The organism is Pantoea sp. K16, assembly GCF_048452805.1.
Lineage (GTDB): Bacteria > Pseudomonadota > Gammaproteobacteria > Enterobacterales > Enterobacteriaceae > Pantoea > Pantoea agglomerans.
The window spans coordinates 37,455-64,261 of record NZ_JBLWNV010000002.1 but is presented as its reverse complement, the minus strand read 5'-3'; the positions used below and the strand labels follow the sequence as shown (position 1 = coordinate 64,261).

The window sequence follows — 26,807 nt, the reverse complement described above, 5'->3', positions numbered from 1 at the left end:
AGCATTATAAAAGCGCAGGGCACCGGCTCAGAAGAGGAAAGCGTCCCGCCGCCCGGATAAAAACGCCGGGAGCGTTTTTGAACAACGCAAAGCGTTGGCCCGGCAACGGGCGTACCTCAGGGATGAGGTGCGTAATCGCGTGGGCCGGGCGTGTCAGGGATGACGGGTTTTGCGACTTTCCGATCTGACCCCGTTCCTTGCGCAACGCTCCCTGTTAAAGCAAAACAGGCCCTTCTTTTCAAGTGTTCAGCCGGGGCAGCGCCTTCTTAATTGCCCGCTTTTTAACCCCTACCGCGCCACCCGTAATCCCCCCTCAACACCGCGACTGAACACGATCTGCCACAGCTGAATATCACGCGCCCGGAAGGCACCGGCACAGGCATTCAGATAATAGGAGAACATCCGTTTAAAGCGTTCGCCATATTTATCGGCCAGCTCTGGCCAGGCCTGCAAAAAGCGTTCATGCCAGGCCATCAGTGTTTTATCGTAGTCTGCGCCGAAGTTGTGCCAGTCTTCCAGAATAAAATGGGGTTCGCTGGCATCGGCCACATGGCGCACCGAAGGCAGGCAGCCGTTGGGGAAGATATATTTATCGATCCAGGGATCGACACTCATATCGGTTTTAATCGCGCCGATGGTGTGAAGCAGGAAAATACCGTCAGGCTTTAAATTACGATCGACCACGTCAAAATAGGTCGCGTAATTTTTCGGTCCGACATGTTCAAACATACCCACCGACACAATACGATCAAACTGCTCATTCAGATCGCGATAATCCTGCAACAGAATCGTGACGTCTAATCCGCTGCAGCGCTGCTGCGCCAGTTTCTGTTGTTCGGCGGAAATCGTCACGCCATGCACTTTAACGCCATAATAACGTGCGGCAAATTCCGCGAGTCCGCCCCAGCCACAGCCGATATCCAGCAGTGACATTCCGGGTTCCAGCGCTAATTTACGGCAGATCATATCCAGCTTGGCTTCCTGCGCCGTCGCCAGTGTCGTCGCCTCTTTCCAGTAGCCACAGGAGTATTGCATATAGGGATCGAGCATCAGTGAAAAGAGGTCGTTGCCCAGGTCGTAATGCTCTTTACCGACAATCCACGCCCGTCTTTTTGACTGCAGATTGGTTAAGCGTGCGGCGGCAATGCGCAGCGTATCTTTGAAGTGATGAGGCAGCTGCTGATCGAGTTTATGTTTAAGTACCTGGTGGAAGAAAATATCCAGCCGGTCACACTCCCACCATCCATCCATATAGCTCTCACCGAGCCCAAGAGAGCCCTCCTGCAGAACACGTTTAAAAAAACCAGGATGATTAATATGAATATCCCAGGGACGTGAACCATTAATTTCGATATCCGCTTTTTCCAGCAGTTCATGAACGATGCGATACCAATGGTTTTCTTCGAGGCTCACTTCTTCTGCATAAGATGAACTCATAGATTTTCCACCACCTGTCCAATCTGAACCTGAACAAAGAGTAGCCAATTTATTCAGGCAATGAGAAACGATGCGGATGGCTCCGCAAACCGGTTATCTGTGTGATACAGAGGACTGGAACAGCCTGCAGCAGGTCGGGTAAGGTGAGAATAACGCGCGCGAATACCATCCCGGCAGCAGGGTGCCAATCAGATTATTACGTTATTATATTGTTGATTTATTACAGATTTGTTGACCCGGATGAGTATATTCTCACGCGGGTCAATATTCAATAACTTATTGTTAGGGCGCTAACTAAAAAGTCAGTGTGTCACTGATTATCCTGGCAGGCAGTTTGCGCAGAGGCAACAACAGTTTGTGCGCTTGCGGCTCGCTGCATGGCGTAACCCATCAGCGCCAGCACAATTGTCACCGTCATCATCAGTGTGGTGGTAAATAGCGCCTGAGTTAAGCCGGCCGACACCGCCAAACTGGCAGCGAAACAGAGTCCTAACTGCAGTGTATTCTGCAACGCGGCGGCTTTACCGGTAGCGGTCGGAAAGGGCATCAGCGCACTGGACACCACAATCGGATAGATCGCGCCGTTAGCCAGCGCCATACCGCAGAACGGTACCATCAGACTCACCAGCGTGCTGCTGCCAGCAAGCGCAACAGCAAACAGCGCCAGAATGCTCAGGCTGTAGACGGCCAGCAGCCAGGGCAGCAATTGTGCGCCGTTAAAGCGGTTGAGCAGGGTGCGACAGCCGAAGCCGCCAATTAAAAAGGCGAGCGTCTGGGGCACATAACTCAGACCGATATCGGCGGGCGACAGACCTAGATCCGCCAGAATAAAGGGCGATCCGGTCAGCCAGGCAAAGAAGCTGGCGGAGCAGGCGGAGTAGATCAGCACGTTGCCGCTGTAGACCCGGGATTTAAGCAGCGTGAAAAAGCCCGGCTGCGCACCTTTTTCTCCCGCGGCCTTGCGCACGGTGGGCAGACGCAGCGTGGCCAGAATCAACGCCACCGCAATCAGCGTCAGCACCAGGAAAATCGAACGCCAGTGGAAGTGGCCGATCAGCCAGGCACCCAGCAGCGGAGCCAGCGCCGGAGAGAGCGCAACCAGCGGCATAATGGTGGCAAAGACTTTGTTAGCGCGCGCTGCAGGATAGCGATCCACCACCAGCGCCTGCCAGCTTACGGCAGCGGCACAGACGCCAATCGCCTGGACAAAACGCAGCGCCAGCATCAGATAGATATCATTCACCCACAGCATGCCTGCGCAGCCAGCGCCAAACATGGCCAGTCCGGACAGCAGCACCGGTTTACGACCGATGCGATCGGAAAGCGGTCCCCAGAAGAGCTGACCCACGGCGAAGCCGCCCAGGAAGAGACTCATACTGGCGCTGATCAGACCGGGTGAAGTGTTAAAGGTTTGCTGCATCGCACCAAAGGCGGGCAGGTACATATCAGTGGCTAAAAAGCCCAGCATGCTCAGCAGGGCAAGGTAGGGCATAAACCCTTTATTCGACAGCATCTGATTCTCATTTTTGCAGGATAAACGCGGCAGAGTGTAAAAGGTGCGTTTGCTGCTGTGAAACGGTAATATTTGCCGATTGCTGTTAAAATTTTTGAAGGCAGATTATGTGGTCAGAATATGCATTAGAAGTGGTTGACGCTGTCGCCCGTGGGGGGAGCTTCAGCGCCGCCGCGCAGGAGTTACATCGGGTGCCCTCTGCCATCAGCTATACGGTGCGTCAGCTGGAAAACTGGCTGGCGGTACCGCTATTTGAACGGCAGCATCGCGAAGTGGTTCTGACCCCGGCGGGTGAGCATTTTGTCCGGGAAGGGCGCAGCGTCATCAAAAAAATGCTTGCCACCCGGCGACAGTGTCAGCAGCTGGCTAACGGCTGGCGCGGCCAGCTAAGCATTGCCGTTGACCGTATCGCTAAACCTCAGCGCACCCGGCAGCTGGTCAAAGATTTCTATCGCCACTTTCCTGATATGGAGCTGATCATCAGCTATGAAGTCTTTAACGGCGTCTGGGATGCGCTGGCCGATGGCCGGGTGGAGGTAGCGATTGGTGCCACTCAGGCGATACCGGTGGGCGGACGTTTTGCTTTTCGCGATATGGGCACGCTTAACTGGCGCTGCGTGGTTGCGCCCGACCATCCTCTGACGCAGGCGAGCCAGATAGATGATGACACGCTGCGGAGCTGGCCATCCCTGGTGCTGGAAGATACTTCTCGCGCACTGCCGCGTCGTATGACATGGACGCTGGATAACCAGCGCCGGCTGGTGGTGCCGGAGTGGCAAACCGGGCTGGAGTGCGTGCAGGCGGGATTGTGTGTGGCGATGGTGCCCGGTCACCTGGCCAGGCCGCTGCTCGACAGTGGCGAGCTGGTTGAACTGACGCTGCCGGTGGCGTTTCCGGACAGCCCATGTTGCGTCAGCTGGGCAGAGGATCGCGCATCACCGGCGACAGGCTGGTTGCTCAGCTATCTGGGTGATGCGCAAACGCTTAATCAGGAGTGGTTAAGCGAGCATTAACGGCGATAGTCGCGGAACGGGCCATCGGCCACGGAACGGCGCTCAATCAGCGTGGGATGGACCTCAATCGTTTGTGACACTTCGCGCTTACTGGTAATGCGGTCCAGCAGCATTTCCAGCGCTTTCTCACCCAGCTGGGCTTTAGGCTGATGCACCGTGGTCAGGGCCGGTGCAAAATAGCGGGCGTTGCGCACATTGTCATAGCCGATCACCGAAATATCCTGGGGGACGCGTAAACCCATCTCGTCGGCGGCGCAAATCGCGCCCATCGCCATGATGTCACCGCCACAGAACACCGCCGTCGGACGCTGCTTCTGCGACAGGATCTGCTGCATCGCCTGATAGCCCGACTCCGGCTCAAAGTCACCCTGCACAATCCACTCGGCGCGTGGCTGAATACCCGCTTCTTCCATCGCCTTCAGGAAACCGGCATGACGTCCGCCACCGGTGTTACGCTCCATCTGACCGGGGATAGCACCAATATCCCGGTGTCCGCGTTCAATCAGATAGCGTCCCGCCAGATAGCCGCCCTGGAAAGCATTATCCAGTACCGTGTCGGTGAAGTCGGCGCGCGACTCGCCCCAGTCCATCACCACCATCGGGATATTGCGGTTCTCTTCCAGCATCTGCAGCAGATCGTCCGGATATTCAGAGCACATCACCAGCAGCCCATCGACGCGTTTCTGCGCCATCATGCTGAGATAGGCGCGCTGTTTTTGCAGATCGTTATGCGCATTACCCAGAATCAGCGTATAGCCTTTGTCAAAGCAGTGATTTTCAACCGCTTCGATAATTTCAGCGAAATAGGGCGCTTCGCTGGAGGTGGCAAGCAGGCCCAGCGTTTTGGTGTGGTTCACTTTCAGGCTGCGCGCCACGGCGCTCGGCGAGTAGTGCAGTTCTTTAATCGCCTGCCAGACCGCGTTGCGCGTCTCTTCAGCCACAAAGCGGGTTTTATTGATGACGTGCGAAACGGTGGTCGTTGAGACGCCAGCGCGTTTCGCCACATCTTTAATTGTTGCCATGAAAATCGGACTCCAGTGCTTATCTAACTCTATGATAAGCGTAGTGTTAAACGTTTGCGTCTGCTCAGGGTTTTTTCCGCAAAAATGCAGCATTCATGGCCAGGAAACAGGCCGCTGGCGGCGTAAAAGCGCCTGAAAACGTGCGCAAACGGAATCAGGGTTGCGCGCGTTGCGCAACAAAGGCGGGATTCTAACAAGGCTGAACGGATAAAACGAGATTTTTACCGGGCCCTGTGGGAAAATGCGATACCCCTACTGATTGTGTGACTAAGGAGCAAGCAATGAGTACCGATCTTAAACTGGCATTAATGACCACCGCGGGCTGTCTGCTGATGATTGTGGCCTTTAGTTTTACCGCTATTCTGCACTAAAAAAAAGCCGGGATTATCCCGGCTCTCTTCTGGTTGTTCTGCTGCTCAGCGTATGGTTTTTGGCGTCATCACCCGACGTGCACCAATATAGTGGCGCTGCCAGTAATCTTCTCCTAACGCGCTGATCTGAATATCTTTGCCGGTGCGTGGCGACTGGATAAACTTACCATCACCCAGGTAAACGCCGACATGGTCCGCAGTACCGCGTCCATTGATACGGAAGAAGACCAGATCGCCTTTCTCCAGCGACTCACGCTTGATCGGGGCGGCGTCACGCAGGTGGTACATCTCGTTAGCGGTACGTGGGATCTTAAACTTCACCAGATCTTTATAGGCGTACCAGACCAGGCCGCTGCAATCGAAACCGGTATGGGGAGAGGTGCCGCCCCACTGATAGGGTTTACCCAACTGACCCATCAGCTTGGTCATCGCGGTTTCGCGGGCCTTCTGATAGCGCTGACGGTGAGATTTGCTCATCTTAATCGTGCCGGTCTCGCTGGTGGTGACCTCAGCGGTTTTCAGCAGGCGCTGATGACCATAGCGTTTCTTCTCTTTGTTCTTACTGAGACGGGCGGTTTTTAGCGAGGTCTTTTTAGCAGGCGTCTGTTTTGCGGTGAGTTCGACTTTTTTCAGTTTTTTTGTTTTTAGTTTTTGAACCGGGCTGAGGCGAGTCTTTTTCGTCACCGTTTTGACCGGGCGACGCTTGCGACGCTCATCGTCGCGCGCACTCTTTTTCTCTGCTTTATGCGTACTGACGTTCACCGGCGCGTGAGGCGACGCAGCGGCGATGTTGAAAAACAGTTGCGCAAAGGCCAGCATGAAAAACGTAATGATTAAACGCATAGTCCGTTGATTAGTTAAGTTGTCAGGGCCACTACGCACCGCGACAAAGTTGAGATTAATCTGATCCAGGATCAGCGCCCAGGCCATTCTAGTCCAGTTCTTTTAAAAACTGTAATGCCTTTTAATATTAATCTTTGCAACCCACGCAATTGCGCTGAAAATGAACATTTTCAGCGTCTTATATCAACGAAATTATTACGAATTATTAATCTGTTACCTGCTGTTAATAATCAGGAATTCAGGTGTCCCGGAGCAGGACTTAACAATGATGGCGATTTAATCGGGCAGCGATCAAAATCTCGTTTTCAGTCACGCTGCGAAGTCGCTACAATAAACAAACACGATGTGACGAATTAAGGAAGGCAATTATGAGTACTGTAGAAAAAATTCAGCGCCAGATCGCAGAAAACCCGATCCTGCTGTACATGAAAGGTTCCCCGAAACTGCCAAGCTGCGGTTTCTCTGCACAGGCGGTGCAGGCGCTGTCAGCCTGCGGTGAGCGTTTTGCTTACGTGGATATTCTGCAGAACCCGGACATTCGTGCCGAGATGCCGAAATTCGCTAACTGGCCAACTTTCCCGCAGCTGTGGGTTGATGGCGAGCTGGTCGGTGGATGCGACATCATCGTTGAAATGTTACAACGTGGTGAACTGCAGACGCTGATCAAAGAGACTGCAGAAAAATTTAAAGAAGCAGAATAAAAAAAGGCCGACATCACGTCGGCCTTTTTCATTGCGGCATCCCTTATGCGGATGTCGTGGCTTCTGCATCGCCTTCCGCGAAGGGCAGTGGCCAGCCGCCTAACCGTTTCCAGCGGTTCACCAGCTCGCAGAACAGCGTTGCCGTCTGCTGAGTGTCATAGAGCGCAGAATGCGCCTGCGTACTGTCAAACTCCATGCCCGCCGCAATACAGGCCTTCGCCAGCACCGTCTGCCCTAAAACCAGCCCGCTCAGGGCCGCGGTGTCAAAGGTGGCAAACGGGTGAAACGGATTGCGCTTCAGGCTGGCTCGTTCCGCCGCCGCTGACATAAAGTTCAGGTCGAAGGTGGCATTGTGCGCCACCATAATGGCGCGATTGCAGCCGCTGTCTTTAATGCCCTTGCGCACCATTTTGAAAATGGCGTGCAGCGCCTCATATTCACTGACTGCGCCGCGCAGCGGATTGCTGGGATCGATGCCGGTAAAGGCCAGGGCTTCGGGATGCAGCAGCGACCCGACAAAAGGTTCGACGTTGAAATGCAGCGTCTGGTCAATCTGAATCCATCCCTCTTCATCCATTTTCAGCGTGATAGCGGCAATCTCCAGTAACGCATCGGTTTGCGCATTGAAACCCGCGGTTTCAACGTCGATCACCACCGGATAGAAGCCACGGAAACGTTGATTGAGTGCATTAGGGGAATTCGATTCAGACATCAGGATCTCGTTGCAGAAAAAGGGCAGCGCGTATTATGGCAAAAAACGGGGCCGGGTGCAGCAGATGAAGCGCAGAGAAGGGGATTCAGCCCACCCGATCGGGCAGGCTGACAGGCAGGTTTAGTTGCCGAGGCCGTTACCGGCATCTTTGTTTTCGATCAGCTCGATTTTGTAACCATCGGGATCTTCAACAAAGGCAATAATGGTGGAGCCGCCTTTAACCGGGCCAGCTTCACGCGTCACGTTGCCGCCATCTTTGCGGATACGTTCGCAGGCCGCTGCTGCGTCATCAACGCCCAGCGCAATATGACCATAGGCATCACCGAGGTCATACTTATCGACGCCCCAGTTGTAGGTCAGTTCGATCACCGCACCTTCGCTCTCGTCGGTGTAGCCCACAAATGCCAGGGTATATTTGTATTCGGTGTTTTCGCTCTGACGCAACACGCGCATGCCCAGCACACGGGTGTAGAAATCGATTGAACGTTGCAGATCGCCAACGCGCAGCATGGTATGAAGTAAACGCATAACATCCTCTTTTAAATAAAACGCCATCGCCCGATGACTCAGGCGCTAAGTATAGCGATGAAAATCGCTATTGAATAATGGCTGCCGTCATCATCCCGGACGGCAGCCCGAACCGGTTACAGCGTTGGGTAGTCGATATAACCTTCCGCGCCGCCGCCGTAGAAGCTTTCCGGACGCTGTGGATTGAGTGGGGCGTCCTGCTGCAGACGCTCAACCAGATCCGGGTTAGCAATGTAATCGCGACCAAACGCAACCGCATCGATCAGGCCGCGACCAATCAGGTCATCCGCTTTCTCAACGGTATAGGCACCGGCACCAATGATGGCACCCGGGAAGAGATCACGCACTTTCTGACGGAAAGCGTCGGTGTAAGGCTGACCGCCGGCCCAGTCTGGCTCAGAGAGGTGCAGATAGGCGATGTTGCGTTTTGCCAGCTCGCCGATGTACCACAGCGCCGCTTCCTCTTCATCCGGGCCATTGTCCAGATTCTGGAAGCTGCCGATAGGTGAGACGCGAATACCAATGCGATCGGCTGACCAGTTAGCGATCACCGCATCAACCACTTCCAGCGCAAAGCGACCGCGTTTTTCGATGCTGCCGCCATATTCATCAGTACGCTGGTTTGAGCCAGGAGCCAGGAACTGGTGCATCAGGTAACCGTGCGCCGAGTGCAGCTCAAGCAGGTCAAAGTCCGCTTCACGCGCGTTGGCCGCAGCCTGGCCAAAATCTGCCACGATCTGCTTAATCTCTGGCACTGTCAGCTCACGCGGCGTTGAGGTATCTTCGCGATAGACGCTGCCATCTTCAGCACGCAGTGAGGTACGGGTGCCAGCGGCAATCGCCGATGGCGCAACCGGTGCTTTGCCTTCCGGCTGCACGCTGTTATGTGAGATACGACCGGTGTGCCATAACTGTACTGCGGTGTGACCGCCAGCCTGATGCACGCCTTCGTTAATCGCTTTCCACGCTGCAATCTGTGGCTGAGTATGTAAGCCTGGCGCACCGGCATAGCCTTTCGCCTGGAAAGAGATCTGGGTCGCTTCGGTGATGATCAAACCGGCGCTGGCGCGCTGGCGATAATATTCAGCCATCATCGGGGTAGGGATGTCGCCTGGCTCAATGCTGCGCAGACGGGTCAGCGGTGCCATAAATACGCGGTTTGGGACGGTAATTGCACCGACTTTTAGCGGACGAAACAGCTGGGTACTCGCCATAATAGCTCCTGATTAGTAGACCAGTCGTCTACAAACATGTTTTTTAAAAATCAGCGGCGTTCAAGCCACTGTTCGATGGTACTCAATGCCAGACGCAGTGGCTGCGCCTCGCGGGAAATTTTGCTCTGCAGACTGGCACCCAGCCACAGCAGCGACAGCAATTCCGCCATCTGCGCGGGGGGCTGCGGCAGGCTCAGCGACTCCTGCTGCTCTGCGGCAATCAGGGTCCGGGCGTAGAGTGCCGTGATCTTTCCGGCACCCTGCTGCAGTGCATCACGCATCGGCTCTGAGAGATCGCACACCTCCGCGGAGACTTTGACGCCCAGACAGCCTACGATGTGGCCCTGCTGAACAAACAGATCAACGGCAGCACGAAAGTGGTTAAGCAGACGCTCACGCGGCGTGCCTTCGGTCTGGTTAAGCTGCAACGCCACATCCTGCAGGAAACGCGCAAAATAGCGCTCCAGTAACGCCACGCCAAACGCCTCTTTAGAACGGAAGTAGTAGTAGAAGGAGCCTTTCGGCACCGCCGCCTGCGTCAGCAGTTCGCTGAGGCCCATTCCGGTAAAGCCGCGTTGCAGACAGAGTTGCTCACCTGTCTGGAGCAGGTGTTCGCGGGTTTCGTTGCGTTGTAGCGTCTTATTCATGGCAGTGAGATTAGTAGACCAGTCGGTCTAATGCAACGCAACCCTCTCTATTTGGCACAGAGTGTTCACTCCTGAGTCAAAGAACAGGATAATTCTGACCGGGTGGGGCTTACTTCCTGCGCAACCAGGCTACGCTTTTTACTGGACTGTTTATTCTGTGAATCCGGAGGCGTGGTGGCCGAGCAGCTTGAGTTTTTCCCGGTTCCCAGCCCCTGTCGCGGCATCTGCCAGACGGATGCGCGCGGCTACTGCCTGGGATGTTTACGCAGCCGCGATGAGCGGTTCAACTGGCTGCGCTTCAGCGATGCGCAAAAGCGTGAGGTCATTCGTCTCTGTCAGCAGCGGCGTCAGCGTCTGCAACGGCAACAGAAAGGTGAGGAGCCACACGCGCCCCAACAGCCGGAGTTATTCTGACGACTTTGCGCTTTCCGTTATACTCTCTGACACGCTAATTTCAGCCAACGCGCAACAGGGAGATCGTCATGTTAGAACCGCAAGCCATCGCTTCACAGGGGCCCGATTTTTCACCGCTGGTCATGGGGTACTGGCGTCTGATGGAGTGGGGGATGTCGCCACAGGAACGGGTCGCCTTTATTGAGCACCATGTGAGGCTCGGCATCACTACCGTTGACCATGCGGACATCTACGGTGACTACCAGTGTGAGGCGGCGTTTGGCGAGGCACTGAAACTGGCACCCGGCTTGCGCGACCAGCTACAGATTGTCACCAAGTGCGGCATCGCCACCCGCGCCCAGCCTGAGCATCAGATAGGCCACTACATTACCGACAAACGTCATATCCTGCAGAGTGCTGAAAACTCACTGCGCCATATCCACACCGATCGTCTCGACCTGCTGCTGATCCATCGTCCCGATCCACTGATGGAGGCTGACGAGGTGGCCGAAGCCTTTATGGCGCTGCATCACAGCGGCAAGGTTCTGCATTTTGGCGTCTCTAACTTCACACCATCACAGTTTTCCCTGCTGCAATCCCGTCTGCCGTTCTCGCTGGTGACAAATCAGCTGGAGATCTCACCCGTGCAGCAAAGTGTGCTGCTGGATGGCTCGCTGGATCAGTGTCAGCAGCTGCGTATTCGTCCGATGGCCTGGTCCTGTCTGGGTGGCGGTCGCCTGTTTAACGATCCCCATTTCCAGCCGCTGCGTGACGAACTGGAAGCCGTGCGGCAGGAAACCGGTGCCACCAGCCTTGAGCAGGTGGTCTATGCCTGGATACTGATGCTGCCATCGCGCCCGCTGCCAATCATCGGCTCAGGTAAAACGGCGCGGGTCAGCGAAGCCGCCGGAGCACTGAACTTATCCCTGTCGCGTCAGCAGTGGTTCCGTATTCGCAAGGCGGCGCTGGGATTTGATGTGCCCTGAAGCGTAAAACTGCGTCAATCTCCGGCAAAATAGTGCAACAGCGACCAGACTTATCTCAAACCCTGGTATGCAAATGGAGTCACCATGAAAATGAAAGCAGTTGCCTTATTCGCACTGATCGCCTGCGGCTCAGCACTGGCTGCCAGCGAGCAGGTTACGATCCATCAGGTTACCGCTGAAGGGATTGGGAAATCGCTGGGCACCGTTAAGATTGACGAGACACAGTATGGTCTGCAGTTCACGCCGGATCTGCAGGGCCTTCAGCCGGGCATTCATGGTTTCCATGTTCATGCTAAAGGCAGCTGTGAACCGGGCGAGTCTGAAGGCAAAGTGGTCGCCGCCGGTGCGGCGGGTGGTCACCTTGATCCGGCCAACAGCGGCAAACATCTGGGGCCTTATGCAGAGGGGCACCTGGGCGACCTGCCCGCGGTCTATGTCGATGACAAAGGCAGCGCCACTTATCCGGTGCTGGCGCCGCGTCTGAAATCGTTAAAAGAGATCAAAGGCAAAGCGCTGATGGTGCACGTCGGCGGTGACAATCATGCTGACCATCCTAAACCGCTGGGCGGTGGCGGGGCACGCTACGCCTGCGGTGTAATCTGAGTTTCCGGGCGGCAGGCGATGGCCGCCCGCTTTTCTCCTGCCTGTTTATGAATTGTTGTACCATCCCTGACATTTCCCCCCTATGATATTGATTCAGGTAAGAAAGCGTGATGGGGAAAGGAGCAGGAAAATGAAATTCAAGGGCGCATTACTGCTGTGTCTGCTGCTGGTGGGATGCGATAAACCCAATGATACGCAACTGGTCACCGAAACCGGACGCGAACTGCAGCGCACCATCGATACCAACCCAATGCGTATCACCTGTGAAAAGATCGCGAAGGGTCGTGAATGGCTGAGCCGCAACATGGTGCGTAAGCTGGAAGCGCAGGGTTGCGATCAGGTCTTTCGCAGCGCCACCGAAACCAATTTCACGGATAGCACTATTTATCGCCGTACCATGACTATGGTGTGCGGTGGCATTCATGGTCAGAGTTTTACCGGTACCGAACTGACACGCCGGTTTATCTTCTCACCCGATGAGAAAGTGCTGGTGATTGAACCGATGACCGAAATGGATAAAACCCGCTTCGAAGGCCATAAAACGCTGCAACAGCTGCAGGATGATTTTAACCGGCAACAGCAGCAATATTGCCAGTGATCACTCCGGCACCGCCTGCTTCAGCTGTGCCAGTGAACAGCGTAACCGCCAGATAATCCCCGCCAGCTCGCTGGCCTCGTTGCTTTCCAGTGCCAGTAACGCGGTGATGGTCTCCTCCAGTTGCGTCAGCATTCGATCCAGCGAGCTGTGGCGCACGCCGCGGCTGCTGATAATCTGCTGTAAGTCTTGCAGGCAGTGATCGCGAAACCCCATCAGTGCGGCTGAACCGGCGCGCCATTCACGCAGCTGCCAGACGATATGCGAGCAGTTGAGCAGCACCACGCCCCAGCGCAGTAGCCAGACGCGTGCCTGCTCGTCCCTGCTGTGACTGAGCTGGCTGATACGGTGGTAAATCTGCGATTCGAAGCGGCTCTCGCTGAGCCGGGGCCGCTGCCGCAGCTGATCGAGAAACGCCAGCCGCAGCGCCCGGATATGCCGTCGGCTGCGCCGCGCATCGGAGCTGGGTCGCAGAATCTGGAACGCCAGCCAGGCGAGCAGCACCCCGCAGACTTTGGCGATGTTATCGTTAAAGAAGTCCTGATAATCCCATGTGGGCGGATTAGTCACCGCGATAAACGAACCCATAAAGACGATGAACTGTCCCCACATCCCGGCGCGCTGCTTCTGCTGCAGCTTAAAGAGTTGCAGCGTCACCAGCAGCGGGAACAGAAACAGTAAAAACTGCCACAGCTGACTGATCTGCACCATCAGCCCAAACTTCATCACAAAACTAAACGCAAACAGCCACAGCAGGGTCTTCAGCAGCAGCGTGACGCTGCCGCCAGGTGAGGGTGATGAAGCGTAGAGCACACAGGCAATGGCGGTTAAGGTGAGCGCGGCGGCACCGGAAGACCATTGCGTATTGATCCAGAAGGCGCAGCCCAGCACGATAACGCAGAAGGTACGCAGGGCGCTCCAGCCCGCCTCGGCGCTGTCACTGTCGTGCGCCAGCGCCGGAACCGGCGGTGGCTGAAAGCGGGTGTCGGCATCGGCGCGATCCAGCAGGCGGATCCAGCGCAGCACGTTGAGGTACATCCAGCAGAAGTAGCGCAGCCGCTGACAAAAAGCGCGCTGCCGGTAGTCGCCATCCGCTGCCGGGGTCACGCTGCGCAGGATTTGAGCCAGACGATATTTATCACACGCAGGTTTCGCCAGCTCCGCCAGCAGTTGTTGCAGCGCGTCAAACAGCGCCTCTGGCGCGTCGGGCCAGTTCAGCAGCATGCGTCGCAGGCTGGAGAGCACGCTGGTGAGTCGCAGCTGCTGGTGCAGCACATAGTTCAGCACGTTGTTCTGTCGGCGAAAGCGGTAGTGGCTCCAGAACGCCTGAATCCGTAGCAGATTCATGGTCAGGATCTGGCTGATGACATTTTCATGCGCGGTCCGGATGGTCTCGCTGGCTGAGGGCTGCAGCAGTAACACCGCATGTTCCAGCAGCCGGGCATGCATCTGTTTCAGTGAGGTAATCAGCGTCTCACCATCGGAGGTACTCGGCAGTACCATCATCATCAATCCGGCGCAGAGAATGCCGGAGATCACCTCGCAAACCCGTGCCTGAGCGATGGTCCATAGCGAGGTGATATCGGTGATATTAACGCTGCTAAAGGCGATGATGGCGGCGGTGTAGCCCGCCAGCGAAAAGGCGTAGGCAACGTTATTCTGGTAGTGATTCGCTATGCCGGTACAGAGCGCCAGCCAGCCGGCAATGGCAAAGGTAAACAGCCACGGCTCATTAAGCGTATGTCCGGCGATCAGCAGCGCGGCGCTGGCCCCCATCAGACTGCCAACAATGCGCCCCAGACTTTTACTGATCGCGCCGCCGACGGTGGGAAAGCTAATCACGGCGGCAGAGGTCATTGCCCAGTAGGGCTCATCCAGATCCAGTCCGTAGGCGATGCTCAGCGCCAGGCACATTGCAATAGCGTTACGCAACGCATAACGCCACTGGCCGGCGTTCGCCTTAATCCAGGGAAGTTGATCCCAGGCCAGCCACTGAAAATTCATGGCTGGATGGTGATGGTGCAGCTGGTTCCCGCCACCAGGTCTGCATCGGCAGGGAGCGGGTTGAGACGAATACGCACCGGCACCCGCTGCGCCAGCCGCACCCAGGGCACGTTGGGTTTGATATCGGGCACCAGGCCGCTGTCGGTCTCAATGCTCTGGTCATAGATGGCGCGGCCAATGCTATCCACCTGACCCTGCAGCCGCATACCATTGCTGTAGAGCACCACCTGGGCCGCTGCGCCTGGGTGAATATGGCGCAGTTTGGTCTCTTCGAAGTAGCCCATTACGTAGTAAGAGTGGCTGTCGACCAGAGCAAACAGAGGCGAACCCGCGGTGGCATAGTTGCCGGGACGCAGCGTCAGATTGGTGATCCAGCCATCCGCTGGTGCGGTCAGCGTCGTCTGCTGCAGATTCCAGCGCGCCCGTTCCCACTCCGCCTGTGCCGCTTTGGTGCTGGCGGCCGCCGCGCCGGCGCTTAATCGCGCGGCATCAAGGTCCTCTGCGGAGATGATGTTGCGCGGCAGGCTGCTGCGACGATTAAATTCATGCTGCGCTTTCGCGAGATCCGCCTGCGCTTTGCTGAGCTGGGCGGCGGCATTGTCGAGCGCGATCTGCCATGGCACCGGGTCCAGCGTTAACAGCTGCTGGCCCTGATGCACAAACTGATTGTCTTTGACCTTCAGTTGCGTAATTCGTCCCGACACCTGAGGCGTGATATCCACCAGCTCTGCCCGTACTTTCCCGTCACGGGTCCAGGGCGACTGCATGTAGTAGTTCCAGAGCCAGCCAGCGGCCAGCAGCGCCAGGGCAAACACGATCAGCGTGGAGAAGTATTTTACCGCGTTAAATTTCATATCGATTATCCGTGACCGATGAGCCAGAGTGCGGCGGTAACGCACAGCACAAACAGGGAGAGATCAAACAGGGTGGGATGCCAGACATCGCCGGAGTAGATCCAGCCACGCACCAGAGGGTGGATCAGCAGCCAGAAAAAGAAGCCGAGGATCACCGCTTTGAATATCGGCGGGAAAAACAGTGAGGCGCCCACCACCAGATCGGTCAGCGGATTCGCACCTGAAAAAGCAGGAGTGAGCACGTGATAACATCCTTCGTTAACCCAAACGTCAGACTGAAAGCGCTGCCACGTTATCGTGGCCTGGTCCGGGATTTGTAATTTGTCCTGTAAACTCGCAGAATAGTGTAAAATCTGGCTTGATAGCTAGCAAGCTAATTATAAGGAGATGAAATGGATACGCCCCTCGGAACGGATTTATCTCGCCTGGTGCGCATCTGGCGCGCGTTGATTGATCAGCGGCTGAAGCCGCTTGAGCTGACTCAGACTCACTGGGTGACGTTGCACAATATTCATCAACTGCCGCCCGAACAGTCGCAGATTCAGTTAGCCAAGGCGATTGGTATTGAACAGCCTTCGCTGGTGCGCACGCTGGATCAGCTGGAAGAGAAAGGATTAATCACCCGTTCGACCTGCGCCAACGATCGTCGTGCCAAGCGCATTAAGCTGACGCAGCAGGCCGAGCCGATAATCGAACAGGTTGAGAGTGTGATTGATGAGACGCGGGACGACATTTTGTCCGGCATCAGTCGGGAAGAGATCAGTCAGATGGTGACGCTGATCGCCCGGCTTGAGAAAAACATTCTCGAACTTCAGCATAAAGAGAAATAAAAAAACCGACGCCCAGGCGTCGGTTTTTTGTTTAGCTTCATTAGCGAGGTGAAACCGTCACCTGGCTGCCGTTGGATGCCATCACAACACGCTGGCCAACAGAGTAACGCGTGGCGGCCTGTTTCTGAACCACCATGATGGTGTTGCCATCATCCTTACGGATTTCCAGCTCAACGCCATCGGTTTTATTGACTGCGCCCTGTACGCCCTGGCCTGCTACGCCACCCAGAACCGCACCACCGGCTGTCGCCAGGCTACGTCCGCTGCCGCCACCAATGGTGTTACCCAGGAAGCCACCCAGCACCGCACCACCGATAGCACCGATGACATTGCTCTCATCGCCGCCCTGGATTTTCACCGGACGTACTGAGACTAAGGTACCGTACGAAACGCTCTGCACCTGCTTAGCTTCACTGGCACTGTAGGTATCACCCGACAGCGTACTGGTATTGCTACAACCTGCCAGCATCACACCGGCCAGAGCGACCACAATTACACGCTTAATCATTTGAAACTCCTTTAGTCGAGAAGGTGCCACGTTTACCGCTGTATCCTGCTCACAGTATAAGACACAAACCTGGCAAATTAATCCCTGTCCGAATAAAACACGGCTGGACGAAGCATAGACTATGCAGGATCAACAATAATTCAATCGTGGACTAAAAATAGTCCCATTACGTTATCAGTCAGCACGATTGGATAAAAAGAATTTAATCATAGAATTAGCGATCATTATTTGTCAGGCTAACCGCAGATGAATTGCACTTCCGGCCGGAAGTAAGGAATGGCTATGAAATCAGGACGCTATATTGGGGTAATGTCAGGCACCAGCCTGGATGGAGTGGATGTGGTGCTGGCTGCCATTGATGAAAATATGGTGGCGCAGCAGGCCAGCTACTGCCATCCGATGCCACCAGAACTGCGTCAGGCGATTCTGGCGATATGTCAGGGACAGTCCCTGACGCTGTCGCAGCTCGGCCAGCTTGATACCCGCCTCGGCCAGCTGTTTGCTGAAGCGGTAGTGACATTAATGAAGCGCGAATCGCTTGAAGCCAGCGATATCACGGCGATTGGCTGTCATGGTCAGACCGTCTGGCATGAGCCGCAGAGTGACGCACCCAATACGCTGCAGATTGGCGATCATAATCAGATCGTGGCGGCCACCGGCGTCACCGTGGTAGGAGATTTCCGCCGCCGTGATATGGCGCTGGGCGGGCAGGGCGCGCCGCTGGTGCCTGCCTTTCATCAGGCGCTGCTGATGGATGCTTCTGAACGCCGCATGGTGCTGAATATTGGCGGCATCGCCAATCTCTCGCTGCTGATCCCAGGTCAGCCGGTGCGCGGCTTCGATACCGGTCCCGGCAATATGCTGCTGGACGCCTGGATCTGGCGTAATCAGGCTCAGCCGTATGACAAAGATGCGCAGTGGGCGCGCAGCGGGTCGGTGATTCCGGCACTGCTGGAGGCGCTGCTACGTGAGCCCTGGTTTGCGTTGCCGCCGCCGAAAAGCACCGGGCGCGAACATTTCAACCTCAGCTGGCTGGAGCAGCATCTGCGCTATTTCCCGGGTCTGGCTGCGCAGGATGTGCAGGCTACGCTGGTCGAGCTGACCGCTATCACCATCACGCAGCAGGTGTTACTCAATGATGGCTGCGACCGTCTGCTGGTGTGTGGCGGCGGCAGCCGCAATCCGCTGCTGATGGCGCGACTGGCAGCGCATCTTCCGGGAACGGAAGTAACGACTACCGATGCGGCGGGTGTCAGTGGTGACGATATGGAAGCGCTGGCGTTTGCCTGGCTGGCTTTCCGCACGCTCTCCGGCCTGCCAGGTAATCTGCCTGCGGTAACGGGCGCACGGGAAAAAAGCGTGATTGGCGCAATCTTTCCGGCGAATTCACTCTATCGACGCTAAGCGCGGAGTCGGGGGCAATCTGCCCCCGCAGGATGACAGGTGGCCGTCAGGCGGCGCCGGAGAGATGCGTCAGGTTGCGAACGCCAGTAATCACCGAGGCAACCATGGTTTCACGTCGGGTAATCACCTCAACCTGATAAAACCGGCTGCGGTAGGCGATGGAATAGATAACGGGATGGTACTTATTACCTTCTCCGTAGCGGGAGTAGTGCGCTTCAAGCGCACGGGTCGCTGCGAGAATATGGGAGGGTTCTTTATCACCGCGGATGATTTGCTTCATTCAGTTCCTCAAATGCTGTCCCTGGAGTCACGTCGCACGCATGGCGCGTAGCGCTGGCCTAAACACTGAACATCTGACTGCTAAACATTTAATCACTGACTGGGTAATGACTGACTCTGCCGCGGGAAGATGACAGAAAGATGATCCCCCGGGGCTGTTAACTATTTAGCAGCCACCGGGTGATCCAGCAAGGCAGGAAATCGCAAATTCATCCAAATCGCAGAGGCGGTCAGATCAGCTCCGGCCAGGCTACGGCCGCAACGCCATTGAGTACAGGTTTTGAGAACAGAAAGCCCTGAAACTGGGTCACGCCTGCCGCTTCAAGCCACATCCACTCTTCCGGCTGTTCAATACCCTCGGCGATAACACCGATCTCCAGCGAGGAGCAGCATTTCAGAATGGCATGAATGATCGCCTGCTTCGGCCCACTTTTATGCACATCAGCGATGATGGTTCGGTCGATTTTAATCTTGTCGGGCTGAATGCGCGTCAGCAGCGACAGGCCGGCAAAACCGGCACCGAAATCATCCAGCGCCAGGCTGATGCCGGCCGCCTTCAGCTGCCTGATGGCGGCTTCAAAGGCCTCAGGCTGCGAGATAATTTCATTCTCGGTGAATTCAACCATGATCTGCTCTGGCACCAGTCCCTGCGCAGCAATCTCATCCAGCAAAAACGGGACGGCGTCGGGCACTTCCACCAGCGTCATCGGCAGCAGATTGATCGACAGAGTCATGCCCTCAATCCCCAGCTGCTTCGCCTGGGCGAAGGCGATCTTTTTCGACCTCAGATCGAGCTGATAGAGCTGCTCACGTGACAGTCGGGCAAAATAGTCGAGCGGCGATTCTCCCTGCGGGCCGCGCAGCAGCGCTTCCAGCGAGACGATTTCGCAGGCGAAGGGGTCAACGATCGGCTGAAAAGCAAAGCTGACCTCATCCGCAGCCACCAGCGATGCGTTGCCTTCACGCTGTTCTGACTCGTCACGGATAAACGTCCAGCCGCTGGCGGCCGGGATCTCAAAATAGTTCTCTTTTTCCCGCGCTTCGACAAAGGTGCGCAGGAACTGCAGTGCGCGATCGGCATAGGTCAGCTGATACTTTGTGGTGCACTTTGCCAGTACCGCCTCCAGTACCGTCTCTTTATCATGCAGCCGCAGATCGAACAGCTCCATACCGACGTGGCCAAAACGGCGTGCCGGGGCGTAATCGCGCAGCAGTTCGACCAGATTATGGTGGCGTGGATCCTGGCAAATCCGGCTGTAAACTGCATTGACCGCCGCCTCCGGCCCTTCCAGCAGCTGGAAAAAATGCGTGCCATTGAATAATAAAATTCCGGTGACGCTTGAGGATTTATTGATTTTATTCGCTTTCCGCGCCAAACCATTCAGGATCTCAAGCGGCACATGTTCAGTAATGTGGCTGCGATAGATGATTGTCGACAACATAAAGGTTTCCGGAATTTTTTATTTTTTGTTATGGCACCTTACCAGAAGCTTCTTCCGGGGAAAACGAGGGCCAGTACGTCTTTCTCACTCTGACTCTGTTTTAATCAACCGGCAGCGTGGTATTGCCCGTTCCCAGAGAGCGCTGCATAAAAACGGTATCCAGCCAGCGACCCTGTTTAAAACCTACCGAGCGCAGGATACCTGTCATCTCAAAGCCTGCGGCGCGATGTACGGCAATCGAGCCCTGGTTCTCGCTGTCGCCGACGTTGGCGATCAACTGGCGGAACCCTGCCTGCTCAGCCCAGCGGATTACATGGTTTAACAGGCGCGAACCGACTCCGCGCTTCTGAAATCCGGGATCGATATAAATTGAGTCTTCCAGCGTATGCCGGTAGGCATGGCGCGGACGATAAGGCGTCAGATAACAGAACCCACGCACTTCTCCCTCGCTGACGGCGATAAACCACGGCAGGCCCGCCTGCTGAATCTTCCGCATCCGCTCGTCAATCTCTGCCGCGTCGGGCGGCACTGTCTCAAATGAGCCGGTGCCGTTAAGGACATGCCAGGCGTAGATCTGTTGAATCGCCATGATGTGGCGTTCATCTGCCTCAAAAATTTCCATTATGCGGTTTTGCCCCGAAAGTCTGCACCTGGTGGAAAAACAACGGTATAGCGGGCGATGTGAGGGCGCAATATAAATATTACGCGCTCATGAAATTTTATGAGTGCGTCATTCTCCAGGATTATTCCTGGCAGGAAGCAGATAAAAAATCACGTCGGTTTAGTGCCACTACTGAATGGTAATTAAGCCTATTCTGAAAACAGCGTCAGCCGGATGATCCGGGCCTGCGTTAAGGCTATTATCTTCGCGATTCTGATGGAGTTGATTTATTAACTGGAGGCGCAGCGTGATGCGATTTGTTGATTTTCTGAATAGTAAGCAGGGGCTGCGTGCAGCAAGAAATCACTGCTTTGAATTAAATGGTGTGGTACTGGGCCATTTTACTGCGTTATTCCTGCATGATAACCAGATTATTTTTACCAAAGATGGTAAGCAGTGTGCTGTGCCTTATTATCTGGGTCCCGAAGAAGATTTGCTTCAGCAGAAAATAAATCCACGCATTAAAAATATTCGCGCGATCTGAATGGACGCCGCGATGAGTTTATCGCTTCAGCCATAACACCTGCGTAATATTTCCTCATTCCCCGGGCGATAATATTGGCACTGTCTGGTAAATAGCATCGACGCTATTTCTAACTTCCCTGTTTTCTGCCAACCCATTCGTTTACGCCTGCTTATTTACCCGACTCGCTGCTGTTCTGCGCGGGTGCAATAAACAGCAGCAGCAGGGCGCTGAACGCAAACAGCGTCAATGCCGTACTGGCTCCCAAAGAGGCGTAGAGCTGACCAAACAGCAGCGATCCCGCTACCTGGCCCACCGCCAGCATAAAAAACAGGATGCCGACGCCGGTCGCCGGATCTTCAGCAGTGGCGCGTGCGCCCCACACCAGCAGCACGCCCGATAGCGTGACGTAACCTGCGCCACAGCAGGCAACCGCGATCGCTAAGCCGGTGGATTCGCCCCGACTCCAGGCCAGCACCAGCAGTGGCACTGCCATCCCGCACAGTGAGAGCCGGTATACACCCTTCAGCCCGATACGGGCAGCGACCGGGCCGGTTGCCGCACCCACGATGCCTGCGCCTCCGGCAATCAGCCAGAGTAAGCGGGCGGTCTCTTCATCCACACCGACATGCTGTCGCAGCAGCGCTGACCCAAAGCTCCACCAGGCTGCACTGACCAGACCCGAAATCAAGGCAATACTCATCAGCCGATGCATGGAGCGGCGATACAGCCGCTGGTGCCAGTGACGCACTCTGGTGGGGCGGCTGGCGGCGTGACCCGATAACACGCGCATCACCGGCAGCACACAGGCCAGCGACAGCAAAGCGAACAGCAGACAGGCGGCACGCCAGCCGCCGGGCAGAACGCTCAGGATGACCACCGTCAGGATAATGCCCGCGCTGGTGCCGGCATTGATCAGGGTATTGATGCGCGGCTGACCCGCAGCAGGGATTTGATCGCTGACTGCCGCCGCCAGGGCAGGTGAAGCCAGACCGGCACTCAATCCGGCAATAAAGAGTCCGGCCGCCAGCAGCAGCGTTGATGAGGCACAGGCGAGCAGCAGCAGACCCGCCGTCGCACTGAGTGAGGCCAGCAGCGCCGTCAGCCGGGTGCCATAGCGATCCGCCAGCGCGGCTGCGGTAAGAATAGTGAGGCAATATGCCACAAAGCTGCAGGCTGACAGCATACCCGCCTGCTGCGGGTTGAAGGGGATCTCCGCTGAGATAGCGGGCAGCATCAATCCCCATGAGAAGCGCGCCATGCCATAGGTCACGGCGATCAGGCTGAAGCCGGTCAGCGCCAGCGCGATGGGCGATCTCATCCTGTCGCCCTGTTCTGAAGTAACTGACTGACGACCTGCGCCGCCTGTTGAGCAGCGGCGGGACCGGTAATCAGCGCCGTGGTAATGGCACCCTCAAAGAGTATCCAGATAGCATCACTCAGCGACTTATTTTCAGCACCGCGCAGATGCGTCACACAAAGGGTGATATAAGCCCGCATCGTGGCCCGGAAGGCCAGCGCCTGAGCGGCCAGTTCGCTGTCCCGCTCGGCATACTCTCCCCAGGCTTTAAGAAAGAAGCAGCCACGGGCACCGTTCGCTGCCGTCCACTCGCCCAGCACCCTGAACAGATGCGCTATCGCATCAGGCTGTTGCGGTGGCAGCAGATCGGCCATAAAGCGCTGCTCGCGCGCGTCGAGTACCGCTGCGGTCAGCGCTTCGCGTGAGGCGAAGTGATGATAGAGCGTGCGGGTAGAGACGCCCGCTTCGCGACAGATATTGTCGGTGCTGGTGGCGTGGAAACCGTGGGTGTAGAAGAGCCGCTCGGCGGCCTGGATGATATCGTTTCTCTTTTTCATGCTTTAAAAGTAAACCGATCGTTTTACTTTTTCAAGCCGGTCGCTGTTAATTACGCCCGCCGGTATTGATAAATCCCTGATGCCAGGGGAGCTGGCGTTCCGCTTAAAGGCACACTGTGCACCACTTTCACTCTTATTCAGGTTCAGTTTATCAATACTCATAAATACCCCTGCGGGGATGATATTTTTCAGCTTCTGCTCTAATCATATCTGAGTAGCGCGTCACCCATGGCGCGCGGATTGATTTTATAAACTATTGTTTTTTAAATTTTATTTTGTTTTTTGCTTTTTTAATGATGCATTAGCAGTATAAATGTAAGCGGGGCGACAGTGAGGGTGAGGGCGTTACAGCGCGTGGAATGCCTGAAGCGACATAAGCAATGAAAAAGGGCATATTCTCAAAGTCAGCCAGACTTACGCAATAAAGTGGTTTTAGGGATAATTCTCAGTTAGTTTAATAAAGCTTCAGATTACAAAAAAAACCTCTTACGAATTTTGGTTCGTTTTTTAAGATACATACAGCAACTATCAGGATGACTACCATGCTCAAAGCCAGCTACTATTATCTGTGCCCGCGTCCCATGGGTGGATGGATTTTACACAAAGAAGGTTGCGTTAATCTGTCAAAGAACGATAAACGCGTTTTTATTGGTTCGCTTTATACCCGCCAGCAGGCGCTGGCCGTGGCGAAAGTTCATCACGCTAATGCCATACTCTGTAATGCCTGTCTGAGCACTTTTATTTGCCCGACCAGCAGCACGGCAATTAAACCTGCACGCGCGGCAACGCCAACCCGCCATACGCCAAAACATTAATTTGTATGCAGGCAGTTATTGTTCTGCTGTGGCAGAAGGATAATAAAGGGAATTAATGCTGCGGGCCGGTTAGAATAAAAAAAGGCAGCGTAAAGACGCTGCCCTGTTCTTTATTTAAGCCTGTTTAGGCTGGCCATTTGAAGCGGTAATTCCGCCATCAACCGGCAGATTAACGCCGGTAATATAACTGGCTTCATCGCTGGCAATAAAGAGAATGGCACGGGCGATATCATCCGCTTCACCGGCCCGGCGCAGTGGAATACGGTCGTAAAAGCGCTCCAGCAGCGCCTGATCCTGTTTGGCATCTTCGGTCAGATCGGTAAAGGTAAAGCCGGGACAGATTGCATTGACCCGTACGCCATCTGCGCCGTAGTCCATCGCCAGCGCACGGGTGAAGTTGGTAATCGCCCCTTTAGCCGCGTTGTAGATGCTCATGCCCCAGTCGCCGCCTAAACCGGAAACGGAAGAGATGTTAACCACGTTGCCTTTGCTCTTTAACAGGGCAGGCATGAAATAGTGTACGCCGTGGAAAACCCCATTAAGGTCAGTTTTCATCAGGGTTTTCCATGCGTCGAGGTCGACTTCATGGATGCGGCCCTGCACGATGACGCCGGCGTTATTTACCAGCACGTCAACACGGCCATACTTCTTCAGGACGGTTTCTGACAGCTGTTTAACCTGTGCGGCTTCTGAGACGTCGCAGGCAGCCACCAGGTGATCGCCGGGCGTCATGTCGGCCAGCGTCTCTTCTAGTTTCTGCGCGGTACGGCCCACCAGCACCACTGATGCACCCTCTTCAGCGAAGCGTTTTGCGCTGGCTTCGCCAATGCCGGATCCGGCACCTGTCACAACCACAACTTTCTGCGTAAATCTGGACATTATGCCTCCTTTTCAGCATCAATTCTCACTGTTAACAACCGGTTAAGCCTGGCAGCGATCGCCAGAAACACAAGCGCAGCGCGAAATGCGCTGCGCCAGATGACTGCTTTTTAATCGGGTCAGCGGCTATGGACGTCTGAACAGGGCGAAGCTGCGTCCTTCCAGTTCGAAATCCTTCTCCTTGGTGATCACCAGACCGCGCTTCGCGGTGTCGCTGGTGGTCAGTTCCAGCACCCAGCCGCCTTCACCAAACTGCGGGATCTGGAACGGTACATTGCCTTCAAACGGATTGAACAGCATCAGGACGTCGTGCCAGATGCCTTCCTCGGTCTGGAGGTCCGGTCGGCCGATATAAACCCCCAGCGTTGATCCCTCATCCCACTGCTCAGCCTGCTGGAAGCCGCCACCGGCGTTAAACCATTTGATATCCATGCCATCACGCCAGTTTTCACGGCGCAGTAACGGCTGCTGAGCACGTAACGTCAGGATCTGGCGGGTGAACTCGCGCAGCGCCTCGGCAGATTCCGGCAGGTTATCCCAGTGTACCCAGGAGATTTCGCTGTCCTGGCAGTAGCCATTGTTGTTGCCCATCTGGCTGCGGCCAAACTCGTCGCCCGCCAGCAGCATTGGCGTACCGTGTGAGAAGATCAGCGTGGCGAGGAAGTTGCGCTTCTGACGCTCGCGCACCGCGTTGATGCCTTCATCATCGGTCGGGCCTTCAACTCCGTAGTTGTAGGAGCGGTTGTCGTTGTGGCCGTCGTTGTTGTCTTCGCCATTCTCCGCGTTATGTTTGTCGTTGTACGACACCAGATCATTGAGGGTGAAGCCATCGTGTGCGGTGATAAAGTTGACGCTGGCCCATGGACGACGACCGTGCTGATCGTAGAGATCGCCGGAACCCAGCAGGCGTGCGGCAAAGTCTGTGGAGACGTTGTTGCCTTTCCAGTAGTCACGCACCGTATCGCGATACTGATCGTTCCATTCTGCCCAGCCTGGCGGGAAGCTGCCCACCTGATAGCCGCCCGGACCGATATCCCAGGGTTCACCAATCAGCTTTTTCTGCGACAGGACCGGGTCCTGCATGATGGCATCGAAGAAGCCGCCGCGCGGGTCAAAACCATCAGGCTCGCGACCGAGAATGGTACCCAGATCGAAACGGAAGCCGTCGATGTGCATTGATTCCGACCAGTAACGCAGCGAATCGAGCACCATCTGCAGCACACGCGGATGCGAGGTGTTGACGGTGTTACCGGTACCGGTGTCGTTGATGTAATAGCGATGCTGGTCTGGCAACGTACGGTAATAGGAGAAGTTATCGATGCCTTTAAACGACAGCGTTGGCCCCAGCTCATTCCCCTCGGCGGTGTGGTTGTAGACCACGTCGAGGATCACCTCAATACCGGCATCATGGAAGGCTCGCACCATGTCACGGAAGCCCTGAATGCCGCGCGGCCCAAAGTAGCGGGTGGCGGGGGCAAAGAAGTTCAGCGTGTTATATCCCCAGAAGTTTTTCAACCCTTTATCCAGCAGGTGCTGGTCATCCGGGAACCAGTGTACCGGCAGCAGTTCGACCGAGGTAATGCCCAGGCTTTTGATGTAGTCGACGGTCGATTTGTGGCTCATGCCGTCAAAGGTGCCGCGCATTTCAGGTGGCAGGGCGGTGTTGAGCTGCGTGAAGCCCTTAACGTGGGTTTCATAGATGACGGTTTTCGGCCACGGCACATTCGGGCGGTTTTTATCCTGCCAGTCGAATTCGTTGGGATCGATCACCCGGCACTTTGGCGTAAACGGCGCGCTGTCGCGGCTGTCGAAGGTCAGATCTTTATCGTCATGATAGAGATCGTAAGCGAAGTGCGCCTCGTTCCACGCGATGTCTCCCGCCAGTTCACGGGCGTAGGGATCGAGCAGCAGCTTGTTCGGGTTAAAGCGATGACCATTTTCCGGGTCATAAGGGCCATAAACGCGATAGCCATAGAGCGCGCCGGGCTGCAGGCCCGGAATATAGCCGTGCCATACTTCATGGGTATATTCCGGCAGCTCCAGACGGGCAATTTCCGTTTTACCGCTGGGATCGTACAGACAGAGTTCAACCCGCTCGGCGTGGGCGCTGAACAGGGCGAAGTTCACGCCCTGACCATCAAAGTTGGCCCCCAGTAAATGGCTGTATCCCGCCGTAATTTCAAAACGCTGACTGTTTGACATTTATGCCTCGTTATTCAATGAACAGATTGAC

The 26,807-nt window shown here is 55.6% G+C and carries 30 protein-coding genes; 11 read left to right on the top strand and 19 right to left on the bottom strand.

Annotation, left to right across the window (positions count from 1 at the left end; translation table 11 throughout):
* Positions 1-288: 288 nt before the first annotated feature.
* Both cfa and punC read right to left on the bottom strand, forming a co-directional pair.
* Positions 289-1,437, bottom strand: coding sequence for a cyclopropane fatty acyl phospholipid synthase (gene cfa, locus ACK13D_RS03020; protein ID WP_418795663.1), 1,149 nt, complete (start codon positions 1,435-1,437; stop codon positions 289-291).
* Positions 1,438-1,747: 310 nt separating this feature from the next.
* On the bottom strand, positions 1,748-2,950 hold the full coding sequence (gene punC, locus ACK13D_RS03015) for a purine nucleoside transporter PunC (RefSeq protein ID WP_050680542.1): 1,203 nt from the start codon (positions 2,948-2,950) through the stop codon (positions 1,748-1,750).
* 107 nt (positions 2,951-3,057) lie between these two features.
* Between punC and punR the strand changes: the two genes are divergently transcribed.
* Entirely contained in the window at positions 3,058-3,963 is a 906-nt protein-coding gene (gene punR / locus ACK13D_RS03010) for a DNA-binding transcriptional activator PunR (protein WP_010245598.1), read from the top strand.
* Here punR and purR read toward each other — a convergent pair.
* A complete protein-coding gene (gene purR, locus ACK13D_RS03005; protein ID WP_010245595.1) occupies positions 3,960-4,985 on the bottom strand; it encodes an HTH-type transcriptional repressor PurR in 1,026 nt (341 codons plus the stop codon). The two genes, punR and purR, sit on opposite strands and share 4 nt — an antisense overlap.
* A gap of 281 nt (positions 4,986-5,266) precedes the next feature.
* Between purR and cydH the strand changes: the two genes are divergently transcribed.
* Positions 5,267-5,356 carry a cytochrome bd-I oxidase subunit CydH gene (gene cydH, locus ACK13D_RS03000; protein WP_010245592.1) on the top strand — a complete coding sequence of 30 codons (90 nt, stop codon included), beginning with the start codon at positions 5,267-5,269 and terminating at the stop codon, positions 5,354-5,356.
* Between the two features lie 45 nt (positions 5,357-5,401).
* Here cydH and ACK13D_RS02995 read toward each other — a convergent pair whose 3' ends face one another.
* Entirely contained in the window at positions 5,402-6,199 is a 798-nt protein-coding gene (locus tag ACK13D_RS02995; protein ID WP_010245589.1) for a C40 family peptidase, read from the bottom strand.
* A 365-nt stretch (positions 6,200-6,564) separates the two neighbouring features.
* Here ACK13D_RS02995 and ACK13D_RS02990 point away from each other — a divergent pair, with 365 nt between their 5' ends.
* Positions 6,565-6,900, top strand: coding sequence for a Grx4 family monothiol glutaredoxin (locus tag ACK13D_RS02990; RefSeq protein ID WP_170933470.1), 336 nt, complete (start codon positions 6,565-6,567; stop codon positions 6,898-6,900).
* Positions 6,901-6,943: 43 nt separating this feature from the next.
* Here the strand turns inward: ACK13D_RS02990 and rnt are convergent, their stop codons facing one another.
* From rnt to ACK13D_RS02970, 4 genes are all read right to left on the bottom strand, one after another.
* A complete protein-coding gene (rnt, locus tag ACK13D_RS02985; RefSeq protein ID WP_010245582.1) occupies positions 6,944-7,612 on the bottom strand; it encodes a ribonuclease T in 669 nt (222 codons plus the stop codon).
* A gap of 120 nt (positions 7,613-7,732) precedes the next feature.
* Positions 7,733-8,140 carry a lactoylglutathione lyase gene (gene gloA, locus ACK13D_RS02980; RefSeq protein WP_010245580.1) on the bottom strand — a complete coding sequence of 136 codons (408 nt, stop codon included), beginning with the start codon at positions 8,138-8,140 and terminating at the stop codon, positions 7,733-7,735.
* Positions 8,141-8,256: 116 nt separating this feature from the next.
* Positions 8,257-9,354, bottom strand: a complete 1,098-nt coding sequence (locus ACK13D_RS02975) for an alkene reductase (protein ID WP_010245578.1) — start codon at positions 9,352-9,354, stop codon at positions 8,257-8,259.
* Positions 9,355-9,404: 50 nt separating this feature from the next.
* Positions 9,405-10,001 (bottom strand): TetR/AcrR family transcriptional regulator, encoded by a 597-nt coding sequence (locus tag ACK13D_RS02970; RefSeq protein WP_010245576.1) that lies wholly within the window; start codon positions 9,999-10,001, stop codon positions 9,405-9,407.
* 174 nt (positions 10,002-10,175) lie between these two features.
* On the opposite strand from ACK13D_RS02970, the gene ACK13D_RS02965 reads away from it, so the two are divergent.
* From ACK13D_RS02965 to ACK13D_RS02950, 4 genes are all read left to right on the top strand, one after another.
* Positions 10,176-10,415, top strand: a complete 240-nt coding sequence (locus tag ACK13D_RS02965) for a DUF1289 domain-containing protein (protein ID WP_010245573.1) — start codon at positions 10,176-10,178, stop codon at positions 10,413-10,415.
* A gap of 68 nt (positions 10,416-10,483) precedes the next feature.
* Positions 10,484-11,380 (top strand): aldo/keto reductase, encoded by an 897-nt coding sequence (locus ACK13D_RS02960; protein ID WP_033757493.1) that lies wholly within the window; start codon positions 10,484-10,486, stop codon positions 11,378-11,380.
* An 84-nt stretch (positions 11,381-11,464) separates the two neighbouring features.
* Positions 11,465-11,983 carry a superoxide dismutase family protein gene (sodC, locus tag ACK13D_RS02955; RefSeq protein ID WP_033757495.1) on the top strand — a complete coding sequence of 173 codons (519 nt, stop codon included), beginning with the start codon at positions 11,465-11,467 and terminating at the stop codon, positions 11,981-11,983.
* A gap of 130 nt (positions 11,984-12,113) precedes the next feature.
* Complete coding sequence (locus tag ACK13D_RS02950; protein WP_010245563.1) at positions 12,114-12,581, top strand: hypothetical protein; 468 nt, start codon at positions 12,114-12,116, stop codon at positions 12,579-12,581.
* On the opposite strand, the gene ACK13D_RS02945 is transcribed toward ACK13D_RS02950, so the two are convergent.
* From ACK13D_RS02945 to ACK13D_RS02935, 3 genes are read right to left on the bottom strand one after another with little or no spacing between them, the layout of a single operon-like run.
* The gene (locus tag ACK13D_RS02945; RefSeq protein WP_418795657.1) at positions 12,582-14,582 is read right to left on the bottom strand and encodes an FUSC family protein; all 2,001 of its coding nucleotides are present in this window, start codon (positions 14,580-14,582) and stop codon (positions 12,582-12,584) included.
* Positions 14,579-15,436, bottom strand: a complete 858-nt coding sequence (locus ACK13D_RS02940) for an HlyD family secretion protein (protein ID WP_346460942.1) — start codon at positions 15,434-15,436, stop codon at positions 14,579-14,581. The genes ACK13D_RS02945 and ACK13D_RS02940 overlap by 4 nt, the downstream gene beginning before the upstream one ends.
* Positions 15,437-15,441: 5 nt before the next feature.
* Positions 15,442-15,678, bottom strand: coding sequence for a DUF1656 domain-containing protein (locus ACK13D_RS02935; RefSeq protein ID WP_010245554.1), 237 nt, complete (start codon positions 15,676-15,678; stop codon positions 15,442-15,444).
* 150 nt (positions 15,679-15,828) lie between these two features.
* Between ACK13D_RS02935 and slyA the strand changes: the two genes are divergently transcribed.
* Positions 15,829-16,266: a transcriptional regulator SlyA gene (gene slyA, locus ACK13D_RS02930; protein WP_010245551.1), complete on the top strand. Its 438-nt coding sequence runs from the start codon at positions 15,829-15,831 to the stop codon at positions 16,264-16,266.
* A 40-nt stretch (positions 16,267-16,306) separates the two neighbouring features.
* On the opposite strand, the gene slyB is transcribed toward slyA, so the two are convergent.
* Positions 16,307-16,774 (bottom strand): outer membrane lipoprotein SlyB, encoded by a 468-nt coding sequence (slyB, locus tag ACK13D_RS02925; protein WP_010245548.1) that lies wholly within the window; start codon positions 16,772-16,774, stop codon positions 16,307-16,309.
* A 282-nt stretch (positions 16,775-17,056) separates the two neighbouring features.
* On the opposite strand from slyB, the gene anmK reads away from it, so the two are divergent.
* Positions 17,057-18,178, top strand: coding sequence for an anhydro-N-acetylmuramic acid kinase (anmK, locus tag ACK13D_RS02920; RefSeq protein ID WP_122458590.1), 1,122 nt, complete (start codon positions 17,057-17,059; stop codon positions 18,176-18,178).
* A 46-nt stretch (positions 18,179-18,224) separates the two neighbouring features.
* Here anmK and ACK13D_RS02915 read toward each other — a convergent pair whose 3' ends face one another.
* The 3 genes from ACK13D_RS02915 to ACK13D_RS02905 all read right to left on the bottom strand — a co-directional run bounded on the left by ACK13D_RS02915 (position 18,225) and on the right by ACK13D_RS02905 (position 20,521).
* Positions 18,225-18,458 (bottom strand): DUF4060 family protein, encoded by a 234-nt coding sequence (locus ACK13D_RS02915; RefSeq protein ID WP_010245542.1) that lies wholly within the window; start codon positions 18,456-18,458, stop codon positions 18,225-18,227.
* Positions 18,459-18,687: 229 nt separating this feature from the next.
* Entirely contained in the window at positions 18,688-19,899 is a 1,212-nt protein-coding gene (locus ACK13D_RS02910) for a diguanylate phosphodiesterase (RefSeq protein ID WP_062757546.1), read from the bottom strand.
* A gap of 100 nt (positions 19,900-19,999) precedes the next feature.
* On the bottom strand, positions 20,000-20,521 hold the full coding sequence (locus ACK13D_RS02905; RefSeq protein WP_418795654.1) for a GNAT family N-acetyltransferase: 522 nt from the start codon (positions 20,519-20,521) through the stop codon (positions 20,000-20,002).
* A 289-nt stretch (positions 20,522-20,810) separates the two neighbouring features.
* Between ACK13D_RS02905 and ACK13D_RS02900 the strand changes: the two genes are divergently transcribed.
* Complete coding sequence (locus tag ACK13D_RS02900) at positions 20,811-21,044, top strand: hypothetical protein (RefSeq protein WP_010670048.1); 234 nt, start codon at positions 20,811-20,813, stop codon at positions 21,042-21,044.
* 151 nt (positions 21,045-21,195) lie between these two features.
* Here ACK13D_RS02900 and ACK13D_RS02895 read toward each other — a convergent pair whose 3' ends face one another.
* Together ACK13D_RS02895 and ACK13D_RS02890 are read right to left on the bottom strand one after the other, a co-directional pair.
* On the bottom strand, positions 21,196-22,344 hold the full coding sequence (locus tag ACK13D_RS02895; RefSeq protein WP_418795651.1) for an MFS transporter: 1,149 nt from the start codon (positions 22,342-22,344) through the stop codon (positions 21,196-21,198).
* On the bottom strand, positions 22,341-22,880 hold the full coding sequence (locus ACK13D_RS02890; protein WP_010670050.1) for a TetR/AcrR family transcriptional regulator: 540 nt from the start codon (positions 22,878-22,880) through the stop codon (positions 22,341-22,343). The genes ACK13D_RS02895 and ACK13D_RS02890 overlap by 4 nt, the downstream gene beginning before the upstream one ends.
* A 542-nt stretch (positions 22,881-23,422) precedes the next feature.
* Between ACK13D_RS02890 and ACK13D_RS02885 the strand changes: the two genes are divergently transcribed.
* Positions 23,423-23,695: a hypothetical protein gene (locus ACK13D_RS02885; protein WP_010245525.1), complete on the top strand. Its 273-nt coding sequence runs from the start codon at positions 23,423-23,425 to the stop codon at positions 23,693-23,695.
* A gap of 114 nt (positions 23,696-23,809) precedes the next feature.
* Here ACK13D_RS02885 and ACK13D_RS02880 read toward each other — a convergent pair whose 3' ends face one another.
* Positions 23,810-24,574 carry an SDR family NAD(P)-dependent oxidoreductase gene (locus ACK13D_RS02880; protein ID WP_418795649.1) on the bottom strand — a complete coding sequence of 255 codons (765 nt, stop codon included), beginning with the start codon at positions 24,572-24,574 and terminating at the stop codon, positions 23,810-23,812.
* A 126-nt stretch (positions 24,575-24,700) separates the two neighbouring features.
* Positions 24,701-26,776: a glycogen debranching protein GlgX gene (gene glgX, locus ACK13D_RS02875; protein WP_010245519.1), complete on the bottom strand. Its 2,076-nt coding sequence runs from the start codon at positions 26,774-26,776 to the stop codon at positions 24,701-24,703.
* Positions 26,777-26,807 lie beyond the last annotated feature (31 nt).

What these genes read in the sequence shown, in the direction of transcription:
- cfa (WP_418795663.1), bottom strand. Translation starts at nt 1,437, where the DNA reads ATGAGTTCATCTTATGCAGAAGAAGTGAGCCTCGAAGAAAACCATTGG.
- punC (WP_050680542.1), bottom strand. Translation starts at nt 2,950, where the DNA reads ATGCTGTCGAATAAAGGGTTTATGCCCTACCTTGCCCTGCTGAGCATG.
- punR (WP_010245598.1), top strand. Translation starts at nt 3,058, where the DNA reads ATGTGGTCAGAATATGCATTAGAAGTGGTTGACGCTGTCGCCCGTGGG.
- purR (WP_010245595.1), bottom strand. Translation starts at nt 4,985, where the DNA reads ATGGCAACAATTAAAGATGTGGCGAAACGCGCTGGCGTCTCAACGACC.
- cydH (WP_010245592.1), top strand. Translation starts at nt 5,267, where the DNA reads ATGAGTACCGATCTTAAACTGGCATTAATGACCACCGCGGGCTGTCTG.
- ACK13D_RS02995 (WP_010245589.1), bottom strand. Translation starts at nt 6,199, where the DNA reads ATGCGTTTAATCATTACGTTTTTCATGCTGGCCTTTGCGCAACTGTTT.
- rnt (WP_010245582.1), bottom strand. Translation starts at nt 7,612, where the DNA reads ATGTCTGAATCGAATTCCCCTAATGCACTCAATCAACGTTTCCGTGGC.
- gloA (WP_010245580.1), bottom strand. Translation starts at nt 8,140, where the DNA reads ATGCGTTTACTTCATACCATGCTGCGCGTTGGCGATCTGCAACGTTCA.
- ACK13D_RS02975 (WP_010245578.1), bottom strand. Translation starts at nt 9,354, where the DNA reads ATGGCGAGTACCCAGCTGTTTCGTCCGCTAAAAGTCGGTGCAATTACC.
- ACK13D_RS02970 (WP_010245576.1), bottom strand. Translation starts at nt 10,001, where the DNA reads ATGAATAAGACGCTACAACGCAACGAAACCCGCGAACACCTGCTCCAG.
- ACK13D_RS02960 (WP_033757493.1), top strand. Translation starts at nt 10,484, where the DNA reads ATGTTAGAACCGCAAGCCATCGCTTCACAGGGGCCCGATTTTTCACCG.
- sodC (WP_033757495.1), top strand. Translation starts at nt 11,465, where the DNA reads ATGAAAATGAAAGCAGTTGCCTTATTCGCACTGATCGCCTGCGGCTCA.
- ACK13D_RS02950 (WP_010245563.1), top strand. Translation starts at nt 12,114, where the DNA reads ATGAAATTCAAGGGCGCATTACTGCTGTGTCTGCTGCTGGTGGGATGC.
- ACK13D_RS02945 (WP_418795657.1), bottom strand. Translation starts at nt 14,582, where the DNA reads ATGAATTTTCAGTGGCTGGCCTGGGATCAACTTCCCTGGATTAAGGCG.
- ACK13D_RS02940 (WP_346460942.1), bottom strand. Translation starts at nt 15,436, where the DNA reads ATGAAATTTAACGCGGTAAAATACTTCTCCACGCTGATCGTGTTTGCC.
- slyA (WP_010245551.1), top strand. Translation starts at nt 15,829, where the DNA reads ATGGATACGCCCCTCGGAACGGATTTATCTCGCCTGGTGCGCATCTGG.
- slyB (WP_010245548.1), bottom strand. Translation starts at nt 16,774, where the DNA reads ATGATTAAGCGTGTAATTGTGGTCGCTCTGGCCGGTGTGATGCTGGCA.
- anmK (WP_122458590.1), top strand. Translation starts at nt 17,057, where the DNA reads ATGAAATCAGGACGCTATATTGGGGTAATGTCAGGCACCAGCCTGGAT.
- ACK13D_RS02915 (WP_010245542.1), bottom strand. Translation starts at nt 18,458, where the DNA reads ATGAAGCAAATCATCCGCGGTGATAAAGAACCCTCCCATATTCTCGCA.
- ACK13D_RS02910 (WP_062757546.1), bottom strand. Translation starts at nt 19,899, where the DNA reads ATGTTGTCGACAATCATCTATCGCAGCCACATTACTGAACATGTGCCG.
- ACK13D_RS02905 (WP_418795654.1), bottom strand. Translation starts at nt 20,521, where the DNA reads ATGGAAATTTTTGAGGCAGATGAACGCCACATCATGGCGATTCAACAG.
- ACK13D_RS02900 (WP_010670048.1), top strand. Translation starts at nt 20,811, where the DNA reads ATGCGATTTGTTGATTTTCTGAATAGTAAGCAGGGGCTGCGTGCAGCA.
- ACK13D_RS02895 (WP_418795651.1), bottom strand. Translation starts at nt 22,344, where the DNA reads ATGAGATCGCCCATCGCGCTGGCGCTGACCGGCTTCAGCCTGATCGCC.
- ACK13D_RS02890 (WP_010670050.1), bottom strand. Translation starts at nt 22,880, where the DNA reads ATGAAAAAGAGAAACGATATCATCCAGGCCGCCGAGCGGCTCTTCTAC.
- ACK13D_RS02885 (WP_010245525.1), top strand. Translation starts at nt 23,423, where the DNA reads ATGCTCAAAGCCAGCTACTATTATCTGTGCCCGCGTCCCATGGGTGGA.
- ACK13D_RS02880 (WP_418795649.1), bottom strand. Translation starts at nt 24,574, where the DNA reads ATGTCCAGATTTACGCAGAAAGTTGTGGTTGTGACAGGTGCCGGATCC.
- glgX (WP_010245519.1), bottom strand. Translation starts at nt 26,776, where the DNA reads ATGTCAAACAGTCAGCGTTTTGAAATTACGGCGGGATACAGCCATTTA.